Here is a 13,486-nt window from a genome sequence, read left to right as displayed (position 1 = left end):
GCTCTTGCGGCCTCACAATGTTTGGGTGCCGTCCCAGTAGCAGTTGATTGGCGATTCAAATGACAACACGAACAGCACCGATCTGCATGTCAGGAATCCGCCGCTCGCGAGCGAACGGATTGATCGCCGTACTGTGCATCCTCGCGCTGGTCACAGGCTGCGGAGAGCAGGGGGGCGTGGCACAGCAGCAGCAGCAACCACTCAAGCCTATTCGCACCTCAAGCATCGAGCCGAAGCCGATCAGCGCGCCGCCGAGCACCGAGGAATCCAACATCATCCGGGTCAACAAGATATTCGACAGTTTTCCGTGGCTGAGCTTCGCATCAGACGGAAGCGGACGGGTCGATGGTTTCAAATGTGCGGTTTATCTTGAAGGCGCCCGCAGCACCAAGGGCGTATTCGGCACGGGAACGCTGGTGGTCTCGATGTATCGGCTCGATGCCGACGCGCTCGGTCGCGAAGTGCCGACTGAGGTTCAATGCTGGACATTCACTCGCGAAGAAGCGATGCAGTTTCGTGCGAGAGAGATGAAGATGCTCGGATGGGGCTACGGTCTGCGGCTCAAATGGGATGACAATGTAAGCGTGTGCGGCAAGAAAGTGGCCGTTGTCATTAAGTACGTTCGCGATGACGGGCGCGTCGTTAGCTCATCCCGGAAGGTGCTGCGCGTGCCGATCGTCGGAGATTCTCGCGGCCAGATTCTGGACGCATCAACTTCCGGACAATCGAATGGTCGGGAGAAGCCCATCGCGAAGCCGGATCCCGAACCGCCGACACGAGCGTCGCGGGAGGCATCACCGCCGGGCCGCGGCTCGGATCAGTCAAACGCCGGTACCGGTTCGCGCCCGGCATACGGTGCCCCCCGGATTGAATAGCACGGTGTCACACGGGCGACATCGCGATGCTCGACTCGCCAGGCTTGAGATCGAAATCGAGGCTTGACATGCAGGCAAATCAACCGGCCGAACGGGATCTCGCGAAAGAGTGCCTTGCGGCGGTCGACGTGCTTCGTACGGCAAAAAACGCTTTCTTCTGGCTTGCCGCGGTTGCCGTTCTCATTCATCTGACGGCATGGTTCAGCGCCGGTCCTGCGGCGAGCCGGGCTCGCGGCACCGGCGCCACGACTGCGGCGAACCCGGGCGTCTCGCCCGAAAGCCCGCCCTCCACGGGTGACGCGTCAAGCCATTCGTTTGCCCAGGTGATCGAGACGAGATTACCGCTTGTCGGTTTTGTCGGTCGCGCGTCGGTGCTTGTGTGTTGCGGCGTGTTTGTCCTGTGCCTGCTAATCAGCCTGACCGGCCGCATCGGTGGGGCGGCGGGGTTTGCGAAGGCCTGCGTCTGGTCGCTGGGCGCGCTGGCAATGGTGACACCGTGGGTGGGCGCTGATTCGCGGCAGTTGTGGGCCTTCCGGTCCGCTTTCTTTGACGGTGACGAGCTGTATTCATTCGATGACGGATTTGTTGCACTGATCCGATTCGTCCTGTGCCCACTGTTGGTGATCGCATTTCTTGTGATCGCCCAGTTGCAGTTTCGATCCTCGTATCGACAGGTCACGCTGCCTGCATCCGGCAGACTGCCGATTCATGAACTATGAACGCCGGAGCACCTCATCCAGCCACACCGCCTTCGGCACGACCGGTCGATGAATCCGGCACGTACGGACACGGCGGGGGTCTGTATCGAATCGCGCTCGCGTCTTTGGCACTGATGGGCGTTGTCGCCAGTCTCGTCCTGATTGCAATGAGTGCATCCGCGGACGGCGCAGGCGAATCACTCGGTTCGAAGCTCTGTGCGCCCAGCGCGAACATGGACTGTGAGCACGTCCTCCGCAGTGAGTGGGCCCGAATCGGTCCCCTGCCGACCGCCGTCCTTGGTCTTGCATATTTCGCGACATTGGCCGTCTGGTTCATCGGCGTCGGTCTGCCGAATCGCGAGCAGCGGGCGTGGCATGCGTGGCCGACGGTCTTCGCGACCGTCGGCATGGTGGCGTCGACGTGGTTCGTTTATGTCATGGTCGCGCGGTTGCCGGTGTGGTGTCCGTGGTGCATTGCCTGCCACGCATTGAACGGGTTGATTTGGCTCGGCGTGCTTGGTGCGTGGGCCCGGCTGCCGCGCGTGCCGTCCTTGGTCGCGGCCACCGAAGCACGCTCAGATTTGGCCGCTGGAATCCATCCGACGATCGCTCGGGCCGGGGTGACGCTGGTGCTTGCTGGTGCAACGCTGGTCATCATTCCGCTTGCCGGCGTGGCGCTGGTGCATCAGTTCAACTCGTTTCGATTCCATCGTGAGTATCTGAAAATCGCGAACGATGTGGACTACATCATCTGGAAGCATGCCCGCGCGGAGAAGCACGAGTTCGCGGTTCGCCCGACCGACTGCATGATCGGATCGATCGATGCGCCGCACACACTGATCGTGTTCTCCGATTTTGAATGTGCCGCGTGCGTCGAATTGCACGCCAGCATGGACGGACTTGTTCGCACATTTCCGTCCGTGCGCTGTATCCTGCGGCATTTCCCCATGGACCGAACCTGCAATTCCTCGGTGTCGGTGGACTTTCATCCGAACGCATGCGAGGCGTCGCGAGCTGCCGAGGCCTTTATGGCGTTGACGGACGACCCGGAGAAACGGCTGAAGTTCACTCGTGCACTGTTTGACGCGCGGCGGTCGCTCGCCGGGAGGCCGTATGATCGGATCGCGAAGGATGTTTCAGCTTCGATCGATCTTGCCGCGTTCGAACGCGAATTGTCATCGTCGGCGGTTGCGTCGCGCGTGACCGAAGACATACGTCAGGGAAAAGCGGCCGGCGTCGATGGCACGCCTGCGATGTTTCTGGACGGCCGGCGATTGATGACGTGGCGAATCACATCGATCGACGGCGCGGGCAAACCGGATGGCGAAGCAACCCGTCGCTTGTGGCAGGCGCTACTGGCCGTTGAGCCTGTCTCGCAGGGCACTCGTGAATCCACCGCGAGGCCGGACCGCTGAGGGACAGGCGTCGCCGGCGGGCGGAATTCAGTTCGCGGGCTCGGGCGCGGCGCCCACCACGGGCAAGGCGATGCCAGGAGGAGGAAGGATCTGCGGCGCTTCCGCCACATCCGCATCGTTTTCGTGCCAATAGCTCGGCACGGTAAATCCCTTGGACAGGTTCATTCTGAATGCGGCGCGAACCTTGCTCATGCGCGCGGACTCTCGCGGAGCGAAGCCGAATCGCTTTTCGTCGTGCGGGGTCTGTACGATTGCCATCTTCCGCCAGCCGACATTCATGCCGTGAACAAAAAGCGCCGTCGTCAGCGAGCGTGTGTGCCAGAGCGTCTTCAGCGTTCGCTTCCAGACCCAGTTCTCCTTCGCGGCTGCATAGCGCAGTTCATAGATGGCTTCGTCCAACTCGCGGGCCGTCATCCGCTTCGGGTTGTACACTGTCTCAACGAAGGTGTATCGCTCCCAATCCGCCGGATAGTCGGTCGCAAACAGACGCTTCGCACCGGAATAGCGATCGAACATGGTCGTGCCCGGCAGAGGCGTCAGATTGGTAATCTGAATAATGTCCACGCCCATCTTCACGGCTGCCATCGCCGTATCCGCGACAGCATCGGTGTTGTCATCGTCCGAGCCAATGATGAAACCGCCGAAGACGGAAACTCCCGCGCGATGAAATCCGTTCACAAGTTCCTGATAGCGGGACAGGTTGTTCCGATTGATTCCTTTGTGATAGGCCTTCAGCGTTTTCTCGTTAAAGGTCTCGAAGCCGATCAACATGCCGCGGCAACCCGCTTTGTACGCGAGCCGCAGGCCTTCCTGGTCTTCGCCCATGTTGATCGTCGTCTGGCTGAACCACAATCGCTTCCGGCCGTGCTTGATGATGGCGCGGAGCAGTTCCTTCGCCCATTCGGCGTGTGCGGGCCCGACACCGAAGAAGTTGTCATCAACGACGAATATGAACTTCTTGGGCGTCTCGTTCCATTCCTTGAGTATGTCCTCAATGCGGCGGCGGCGAATCGGCGCGCCATTGAAGCGAGTCACGCTGCAATACTCACACCCCACGGGGCATCCGCGAGAAGTCTGAATGGCCGAGACGCTGTATTTCCCGTTAATCGGCAATACACGCTGCGCCGCGGCGCCCAGTCCGGTCGATTCCAGATCGGACAACCTGCCCTCGTAGCGCGGAGCTAGTCTGCCAGCCGCGGCATCTCGAACAATCTGCGGCCAGATCTCGTCCGTCTCGCCGACAGCGACCGAATCAAAAAACTGTGCTGCTTCATCAGGCCGCGCCGAAGCATGCGGCCCGCCCATGATGGTCTTGATGCCGAGCGCGCGACACCCCCTGGCGATTTCGTACGCGCGGGTCGCGCCGCTTGTGTATGCTGTCAGCCCGACGAGGTCATATCCGCCCCGGGCGATGAGATTGTCCGTCGCCTGGGTGCCGAAGATTTCGTCAATGATATCGACCTGGTGCCCATCAGGAACCAGGCGGGCGAGAACCTGCAAGCCCAGCTGCGGGATGTAGCTGCCGACAGTGTGATAGCCCTGGGTCCGGCGGGTGATGGGATTAACGAGTGCGATTCGCATACTGTACTGCCCTTCAGGGAGTTGAGCCTTGAACGAAGCGGTCGGTGCGCCTTTCGCGGCAGTCTATTCAAAAGAATCGGGGGGGTCAAAAAGGATCGTCGCTTCTGGCATGAACCGGCTCGCGGACAATCTCGATGCCGCTAAGATGGTGCGGAATGCGGGACAAATCGTTGCAGCGTCCGCGATGTCAGACTTGGCAAGGAATATAATCTCCATGAGCACCCGGACCGCCCACGCCGCCGTCATGAGCGCTTTCAAATCGCCAATCGAACTCAGGGAATTTCCACTGCCGGCCGAGCTGGATTCGGGCGAGGTGCTCGTCAAAGTCACGCTGGCCGGTGTGTGCGGAACCGACGTTCACCTCCACAAGGGCGAACTCAAGGTTCCGCTTCCCCTTGTCATGGGGCATGAGACCGTCGGTCTGATTGCGGCAACCGGTGGCGAAGTCGAGGACTGGCTTGGTAACCCGCTCAAGATCGGTGATCCCGTCTCATGGACCGTCGGAATGACTTGCGGCAAATGCAAGTACTGCCGCCTCTACAAACTCCCGGCCCGATGTGTCAACCGAAAGGCATACGGCGTCAACACGCCGTGCGACAGGCCGCCCCACTTCCTCGGTGGCTACGGTCAATATCACCACCTTCGAGCCGGCACGGCTGTTTTCAGGCTCCCGCCCGATCTGCGGCCCGAATCGCTCGTCGGCGCCGGCTGCGCGCTGGTCACCGTTGTGCACGGTTACGAAAAAATGCCCATCCGCTGGGCGGAGAGCGTTGTCGTGCAGGGCGCGGGGCCGGTCGGGCTGGCTGCCATTGCCGTGGCATCCGACGCCGGCGCGAGGCCGATCGTTGCGATCGGCGGACCGAAGGACCGGCTCGATCGATGTCGTCAGTTCGGCGCGGACATCGTCATTGACATTGACGATGTGAAGGATCCCGCCAGACGCCGAGACCTCGTCCTTGAACACACCCGCGGCCTGGGCGCCGACATGGTCGTTGAATGCGTCGGACATCCGTCAGCCGTTGCCCAGGGGTGGGATCTCGTGCGCGATGGCGGGCGATATCTCGTGCTGGGGCAATATTGCGATGCCGGCCCTGTCCTGCTCAATCCGCACCTCATCACGAAAAAAGAGCTGGAAGTTGCCGGGAGCTACGGTTCTGAACCCACGCACTGGGCCAAGGCGCTCGAGTTCCTCCGCACGCGAAGCGATCGCTTCCCCTTCCACGAGTTGATCACCCACCGCTTCCGGCTCGATCAGGTCAATGAGGCGCTGGCCGAAGTGGCCGCATGGAGAACAGGCAAAGCCGTGATTCTGCCGAACGGCTGACCCGCTCGGAGATCGGACGATTCTCGCATCCATGCGGATGCGGCTTGTTTCAGAGCAGATCGCGCAGCGGCCTGAAATGGAACCCTTCCAGGAGGCGATGCAGGCGTTTCTCTATGCGGCTGCGAAACAGCGCTTGCGTGAAATGCCGTATATTCCCGACCGAAACGCCGTCCAGCCTGTGTGCTAGTACCCCGCCGACATCCAGCTCATACGGGTGCATGTACAGGATTGCCGGCATGTTCGACCGATTCATCCCGCGAACTGCCGCGCGAACCAGCGGGCCGGGCAATAGTCGAAAATATCCGCCTCCGGCAATCGGCAGCGTGGTGCCGAAAATTCGGCAGGTCGCCGGTGGGCATTCGATGAGATCGCAGTTCTCCCAGCGATGAATGCGACGCGGCGAGCCGGGAATGCCGTAGCGCGGGTGCCGAATCGGAAAGATGCTCGAATCATATTTGAACCCGAGATCTGCCAGGATCGGTCCGGCCCAGCGTGTTTCACTGATGACGCTGAATGCCGGGGCGCGATACCCGATAGGTCGCGTCCCGGTGATCGCAGTCAGTATCTCAATGCTGCGCGACACGTCTTCGGCGAAACGGCTCGGAGACATGTTGAAGAGCAATTCGTGTCCATGACCGTGCGATGCGATCTCGTGACCGCGAGCGTGGACCTCCCGGATCAAGTCGGGGAATTTTTCGGCCACGCGACTCAGGACAAAAAACGTCGCCTTGGTGCCATGCCAGTCCAGGAGCTGAAGGCAACGCTTTGTGTTCCGAACAACCCGCGATGTGATCTCCTGTCCCGGACCCAGCACCGCGACCGGCCAGTCCTCCAGATCAATCGTCAGCGCATTGGCAACGCGCGACGATGCTCTGTCGGCGGCGGCGGAATGCGTGTGCGCGAACGCTTCGCTTTGATCGTGTGAGTCGCGGCGAAGACCGTCCAGGTTGGCGCCCGCGGGCTGCACAGGATTCGGTCGCGAGGGTATTGAGCGACCCAGCCGGACGGCGCGATCAAACGCGATGGGTCTGCCCATTTCCGAGTGCTTGTGCGGGTCTGAGGAAGCACGGTGTTGCAGGCTGGACGCGGGCATACTCGATCATCATCGGCGAGATTCATTGCGGGAATTGATCGCCCCCGTCGGCCCCAGGCAGTATTTGCCGTTAGTGGTCCGCGAATCACGGATAAAGCGGAACAGCCGCCGTGCTGGCTTCCCTCGGCGGGGCAAATCTGCAAAGGACACGTCGACAGATCTTACGGAGCGGACGCAACGATTGGCGAGACGGCGACTTCCTGGGTGGGAACGATGCCGAAGTCAACAAGGTCGGGTGAGGGTGTCACGACGGCAATCGTGGCCGGGCCGAGGTAGGAATCGATCGCGGCGCTGACCGCATCCAGGTTCACGCTGCGGATCTCCGTCAGAAACCGCTCGCTGTCTTCGAATCCCAGGCCGAATAATTCGTCCAGTCCGGCCCGCGCGGCATATTCGGCGGATGATTGCAGCTGATCCAATTCCCCCATGATGACCATGTTGCGGGCCCGGTCGATTTCCTCTTCGTCGTACCGGTGAGCGCGAAGCGCGTCCAGTTCGCCGCGGACGATCGCGTAGACTTCGTTGATTCGATCTGGTTCGCAGCCGGCGACGAACGCAATGTGACCCGGGAGCACGCCGATCAGGCCGGCGGGCGCGATCTCATAAACCATGTCACGGTCACCGCCCCGGAGAGCCGCGAACAGCCGCCCGCCCGAAAGCGAGTAACCGGCTAGCATCGTCTCCATGACAGCGACGCTCGCACGGTGCTCCACATCTGACACCCGCAAGCCGGGAAAGCCGACAAAGAGGCCGGCGACTTCGCGCTCATCGGACGACCGCTTGATAAACAGTCGATCCGCGCTGCGGACCGGCTCCGGCTCGACGGTCAGTTGGCGGCGGGTCATCGACGAAGGCATGGCGGCAAAGTGACGCCGTACGCGCGCCTCGACCGCGTCGACGTCGAATCGACCGGCAATGGAGAGCACGCCATTACCGCCCTGGAAGGTCTCTCGATGCGACTGAAAGAGATCGTCCGGCGTAAACCGATTCACGTTCGCAATCGTACCAAGTCGTGGAAGGCGATAGGGCGAATGATCGAAGAACTTGAGCCGTGCGAACTGGATCAATTCGGCGTTCCAGTCCTCCTCCGATCGGGCGATGCTGTCGCAGTGCGTGGGCTTGAGCTTCGCAAGCTCTTTCCCGTCGAACGCCGGCGAAAGAAGCACATCCGCGAGCACTTCGAGCAGTACGTCGAAGTCTTCTGCCACCGAAGTGAATCCGCACGACAACTGGCTCAGTCCCGAGACGGCTGCCAGACCGCTGCCCCTTGCCGCGAAATTCTCGGAGATCTCGTCGCCGGTGCGGTGGCGCGTTCCACGTGACAGCATCTGAACCGCCAACGGGTGGACGCCGTTGGTTTCCGCCGTCTCCGTCACGAGTCCTCCGATGAACGTGGCGTGGGCCGACGTGAATCCCGCGGCGGGTAACGGCTGCAGGACGCAGGTCAGCCCGTTATCGAGTTTGAGGATGCGCGGAAGAGCGGTGGCAGCCTGCGAAGGAGTGGTCGAACGGCGCGAAACGCGCTTTCGCGGCACAACGGTTGCGGAGACAAATGCATTCGGGCGCAGGTAGCGTTTCGCCGCCCGCATCAGTTCGTCCACGGTCGTTTCCACGACACGGCTTTCATAGGCTTTCGCGTAGTCCACATTGCCGCTGGCCAGAAAGTCCTCGCCCATCTGGGTCGCCGCGCCCGAGGCCGTTTCTCGCTGCATTCGCACGGCGGTCAGCGTCTGGCGTCGGGCGCGATCCAGCTCCGCCGCCGTCACGGGCGATGCTTCGATGTTCGCGAATACTTCCAGCATCGCGCGCTCGGCGGCCTCAAGCTTCGCCGCGTCACATTGGATGGTGACCTGCATCAATCCAGGCGAATGCCAATGGCTGTCATGCAGGATGCCGACGTCGTATGCCAGTTCGCGATTCCACTTCAGCGCTTTTGCCAATCTCGATGTTTCGGAATCGCCAAGTACCGACGCAAGCAGGTCCAACGCAATGTCGTCGCATTCTCCGTCGCGAACCGTCAGCCAGCCGAACGTCGTCGTGGCGGATTCGACACCCATCGAACGAATCGCGCGCGCGGGCGCGATGAACGGCCGAACCGGCGGAAGAACCATGTCATAGCGGGCCCGCCGCTCCATCGCGTCGAAGTGCCGGGCGACGACGGAGGTCGCCTCGTCAAGATCGATGTCGCCCACGATCACCACGAAAATGTTGTCGGGGACGTGCAGTTGCCTGTGATACGCCAGAATATCCTCGTGCGTAAGCGACAGCAGGCCCGATCGATGGCCGATGACCGGGTACTGCAATGGGTGACCGACATATGACACTTCGTAGAGCATCTCTTCCAGTTGCGTTTCGGGGTCGTCCCGGTCTCGCTCCAGCTCGCGCTGGACGACGCCCAGCTCACGATCAAACACCGCCTTGGAAAGCAGGGGGCGAATGAGGTAATCCGCGAAGATTTCGACGGCCGCCGACATGTTCTCGCGTGTCGTGCCAACATGGTGGCAGATGTGGTCGATCGTCGTATACGCGTTGATCAGTCCGCCCAGTCGCTCGCCGAGCCGCCCCATCTCCCGCTCGTCGCGCTGTTCGGTGCCGTCCGACGTGATGCAGTGCTCCAGGAGGTGGCTGATCCCCGTGCCGGTCCATCGGCCTTCGAATGCGCTCCCGCCGCGAACATATACGCGAACCTCGACGACCGGCGCGACACCGTGGCGCTGCAGGATCGCCGTCAATCCGTTGTCGAAAACGCAGACGCGGCGCTCTGCGGAATCAACCAGCCGATATGCTTCACGAAACGCGCGTTTTCGAGGTTTGCGGGCCATGGCGAAGTGTCAGGTGTTTCAGTTGGTGGCCTTCGAACGCGATGCCGCATCGGCAGAATCGCGCAAATTTTGCTCGGGATGATTCATCCGTCTGATTTCCGTCGGCCGCGCCGATCGCCGATCCGCCACCGGGACCGGCACACCGCTTATTTTGCGGATTTGCTGGCGTGCCTGACGCGAAGAAGCGTCCGAGCCCGCGCCAGAAGGTCTACACGATTCACCGGTTTGGTGATGAAATCGTTCGTCCCGACTTCCACGCCGCGCTCGATGTCGCCCATCTCGTGCAACGCCGTCACCATGATGATCGGAATGTCCTTGGTCGCGTCGTTCGCCTTGATCTTCTTGCAGACTTCGTAGCCGCTCATCCGGGGCATCATGATATCGAGCAGAATCAGGTCAGGCTGATCGGCCGCCACCTTTTCAAGGCACGTTTGGCCGTCAAGGGCGCTGGCGATCGAAACGCCGGGCAGGTCTTCCAGATACGCCTCCAATAGCTCCAGATTCTGCGGATTGTCGTCCACGATCAGAATCTTGCTCGGTGGCAGCGAATCATCCATGGTAGTCACCTCACGCATTCAGGAACGCCGAAACTGGAGATTCCGTTCGTTTTCATATGCCGTCAGCGCACCGGCTGCATGCCTGCTCCGGAGTCCATCCGCCGCCTGAATTCCGGCGGTCTAGTGGCGCGATCCTACCCGCTGGAGGCGTTTCAGGCCACTTTGCAGCAGATTGGGGAGCCCGTGCGCATCGGGCGTCGCCATTTCGGCTGCGTTGTTCAATCCCGGCCGGTTTGCGATTAGAGTCATGAGGTGATCGACAGACGTCGCAATTCGCACAAAAACGGCCATTTCTGAACACCGAATGACGCATTCAAAGGCATGGAGACAGTTTCGGGCCACAATGGTCGTCTCCGACGCGATCGCGATCGTCGGCGTCTATATCATTGCCGACATTTTCCGCTGTCATTTCTGGATGCGGACGCCCTGGCCCGAGGTCATTGACGGCCGCTGGAGCAGCGTTCGCATTCATATGACGGTACTTGCTTTTTTGCCGCTCATCTGGCCGGCAATCCTGAATGCCCTCGGCTGGTACGCGCAGAAATGGCGATCCTGGCGGTGGGTGGTTCAGAATGCGGTGGGAGCTGCATGTGCACTGGCGCTCTCGATGGCGGCCCTGGCATTGCTGCTTGAGCGCGAGCTCTATCCCCGTGCGCAGATTGGGCTTGTGGCGTTTCTGCTGCCTGCGACCACCATCGGCGTCCGCTGTATAAGCTCGTGGCTTGGCCGGTGGTTCGGCTCCCGGGCATCGCACCGAATCCTGATCGTGGGAACCGGTCGTGATGCAGTCCGGCTTCGCAGACTCTGTCAGAATGTGCAGGTGGGTCGGCCGAGCGTTCTCGGCCATCTTCGCGGTCCGTGGGAGCAGGCGACCGAATCGGATCACGCCGTCGAGCCGCTGCGGATTCTCGGCGAAATCGAGGAATTAGGTCCGATATTGGATCGTGAGGTTGTCGATGAGGTGATTTTTGCAGCGCCGCTGGATCACCTTCTCGAGGTACTTCCATTTGTTAGTCTGTGCGAAGAAGTTGGCGTGACGGCTCATGTTCAAGCGGAGTCGATGACTTGTCACTCAATCCCGGAAATCGCGAACTTCCACGGCGTGCCGCTCCTGGCCTATGCGCCGACGCGTCATTCCGCGGAGTGGCTGGCCATCAAACGCGCGTTCGATCTTCTGGTTGCAAGTGTCGCAATCGTCGCGACGGGGCCGATAATGCTGATATGTGCGGCTGTCATCAAACTTACCTCGCCAGGCCCGGTTCTGTTTCGCCAACGGCGAAGCGGCTTGAATGGCCGCGAATTTCTCATGCTCAAGTTCCGCACCATGGATCTGGACGCGGAAAAAAAACAGGCGGAATTTGCGCATCTGAACGAATCACAGGGGCCGGTTTTCAAAATCACGAACGATCCGCGCGTGACGGCGATCGGTCGGCTGCTTCGCCGATGGAGCCTCGACGAATTGCCGCAACTTTTCAACGTCGTAAAGGGCGACATGTCAATTGTCGGACCCCGGCCGCCGATACCCTCCGAGGTGGCGAAGTACGATCGCTGGCAGCGTCGGCGTCTGAGCATGCGCCCCGGATTGACGTGTATCTGGCAGATCAGCGGGCGGCATCGCGTCGGGTTCGAAGAATGGATGCGGATGGACTTGCTTTACATCGATCACTGGTCCCTGCGGCTGGACCTTCTCATCTTCTTCAAAACGTTCGCGACCGTATTGTCGGGATCCGGTGCGTGAGTCCTTTGGCGGCAGTTCCGTCGAAGGTGGAAGCCCGATCAACAATCCGTTACCATCGATGGTCCACGGCCGCGGTTGCCAGCCGAGCTGCGGCGTCGGGGGAAACACACAAAGAACTCACAACCGGCACGAGGGGAACATGACCAGTTCGATGCACTGGCTGATGATGCTTTTTTCGCTTTTCATCGCGCAGCCCGCGCCGATGTCCGAGCCCGATTCGACGTCACAGGCTCCACCGGAGGAGACGATCGTCGAAGAGCCGATCTCAAACGCCGTTCGCGTGCTCATCCGCACGGATAAGTCGATCATACCGATCGGCAGCCCTGTTTTTCTGGAATTCGTGGTGCAGAACAAGACTGGCGCGCCGGTGACGCTCGCGGTCCCCGGGGCGCTGAAGGGCAAAGAGGCGCCAGAGCACGGCATGGGTTTGCCGCTTGAACACGTTTTTTCCGGCATCAACTTTCGCGGGCTGGAGATCAGCTCGGAATCCAACCCGGAAATGGGGAATCGGGTGACGCGCAAGCCGCAATTCCCGGTTCCGCCGATTACGCTGGCTCCGTTCGGCACGGTCGGCCTGCGGTTCGATGTGGCGCGTTTCTATCCCGGACTTCACCAGGCCGGAAAATACGAACTGCGGTGGCGGCCTTATGCCGGTGCGGTCGAGACCAACACGTTGATGATCGAAGTGGTCTCATTCAAGCAGGCCGTGATCGAGACGAATTACGGCAACATGACGATGAACCTGCTGTACGATCAGGCGCCCCGACATGTGGACAATTTCATCGAGCTGGCCCGTGATCGGTTTTACAACGGCAAGACGTTTCACCTTGTTTACCCCACGCAGTTCATACTTGGCGGATGTCCGATCGGCGATGGAACCGGGAAGCGGGCGGACGGGCGGACCTTGGCGCCGGAATTCAACGATACGCCATTCGATGTGGGAACCGTCGGCATGGCGCTGATCCAGGGCGACGCAAACTCCGGCAGTTGTCAGTTTTTCATCTGTTTGAGCCGTCAGCCGAAGTGGGACGGGCAATATACCGCATTCGGCCGCATTCAAGGCCCGGCGTCTCTGGAGACCCTTCGGCGTCTTGGCGAAGCCAAAACGGACGAGAATCACCATCCGATTGAGCCGCTCAAGATCAAGTCGATCACAATTGTCGATGTGCCGTTCGTGGCTCGGGAAACCGAGTGACGTCGGGTTCCGATTGATATGGGGGGGGTGCTCCATTCGGCCGGCACACTGAATCGCCTCGTCGTGGGATCAAGTTCTTGCATCCTGAGGAAGCGGGCTATAATTGCGAGTGTGTCGGGTTCGAGCGGATTGGTTTACGATCCTGCTTGCGCGAATCAATTGCCGGATTTCACGGCGCGAATAGGAGA

Annotated in this window: 10 protein-coding genes; 6 read left to right on the top strand and 4 right to left on the bottom strand. The window is 60.8% G+C overall.

The genetic code is table 11. The annotated features are described in order from the left end of the window. Positions 1-59 precede the first annotated feature (59 nt). The 3 genes from KF841_02295 to KF841_02285 all read left to right on the top strand — a co-directional run bounded on the left by KF841_02295 (position 60) and on the right by KF841_02285 (position 2,988). Positions 60-875 (top strand): hypothetical protein, encoded by an 816-nt coding sequence (locus KF841_02295; GenBank protein ID MBX3394176.1) that lies wholly within the window; start codon positions 60-62, stop codon positions 873-875. A 68-nt stretch (positions 876-943) separates the two neighbouring features. Further along, a complete protein-coding gene (locus tag KF841_02290; GenBank protein MBX3394175.1) occupies positions 944-1,594 on the top strand; it encodes a hypothetical protein in 651 nt (216 codons plus the stop codon). Further along, entirely contained in the window at positions 1,591-2,988 is a 1,398-nt protein-coding gene (locus KF841_02285; protein MBX3394174.1) for a thioredoxin domain-containing protein, read from the top strand. Before KF841_02290 ends, KF841_02285 begins: the two co-directional genes overlap by 4 nt. A gap of 27 nt (positions 2,989-3,015) precedes the next feature. Here the strand turns inward: KF841_02285 and KF841_02280 are convergent, their stop codons facing one another. Then, positions 3,016-4,569 carry a B12-binding domain-containing radical SAM protein gene (locus KF841_02280; protein MBX3394173.1) on the bottom strand — a complete coding sequence of 518 codons (1,554 nt, stop codon included), beginning with the start codon at positions 4,567-4,569 and terminating at the stop codon, positions 3,016-3,018. Between the two features lie 214 nt (positions 4,570-4,783). On the opposite strand from KF841_02280, the gene KF841_02275 reads away from it, so the two are divergent. Then, on the top strand, positions 4,784-5,893 hold the full coding sequence (locus tag KF841_02275) for a zinc-binding dehydrogenase (protein MBX3394172.1): 1,110 nt from the start codon (positions 4,784-4,786) through the stop codon (positions 5,891-5,893). A 49-nt stretch (positions 5,894-5,942) separates the two neighbouring features. Here the strand turns inward: KF841_02275 and KF841_02270 are convergent, their stop codons facing one another. The 3 genes from KF841_02270 to KF841_02260 form a co-directional block, all read right to left on the bottom strand. Further along, the gene (locus KF841_02270; GenBank protein MBX3394171.1) at positions 5,943-6,929 is read right to left on the bottom strand and encodes a DUF3473 domain-containing protein; all 987 of its coding nucleotides are present in this window, start codon (positions 6,927-6,929) and stop codon (positions 5,943-5,945) included. Positions 6,930-7,147: 218 nt separating this feature from the next. Then, on the bottom strand, positions 7,148-9,808 hold the full coding sequence (locus KF841_02265) for an insulinase family protein (protein ID MBX3394170.1): 2,661 nt from the start codon (positions 9,806-9,808) through the stop codon (positions 7,148-7,150). A gap of 146 nt (positions 9,809-9,954) precedes the next feature. After that, positions 9,955-10,365: a response regulator gene (locus KF841_02260; protein MBX3394169.1), complete on the bottom strand. Its 411-nt coding sequence runs from the start codon at positions 10,363-10,365 to the stop codon at positions 9,955-9,957. Positions 10,366-10,669: 304 nt separating this feature from the next. Between KF841_02260 and KF841_02255 the strand changes: the two genes are divergently transcribed. Further along, positions 10,670-12,103: a sugar transferase gene (locus KF841_02255; protein MBX3394168.1), complete on the top strand. Its 1,434-nt coding sequence runs from the start codon at positions 10,670-10,672 to the stop codon at positions 12,101-12,103. Between the two features lie 139 nt (positions 12,104-12,242). Next, complete coding sequence (locus KF841_02250; protein MBX3394167.1) at positions 12,243-13,298, top strand: peptidylprolyl isomerase; 1,056 nt, start codon at positions 12,243-12,245, stop codon at positions 13,296-13,298. Positions 13,299-13,486: the final 188 nt, after the last annotated feature.

It is taken from the genome of Phycisphaerae bacterium (assembly GCA_019636475.1).
Classification (GTDB): domain Bacteria; phylum Planctomycetota; class Phycisphaerae; order UBA1845; family UTPLA1; genus JADJRI01.
Note: the sequence above shows the minus strand (reverse complement) of the source record. Positions and strands in the feature narration are given on the sequence as shown.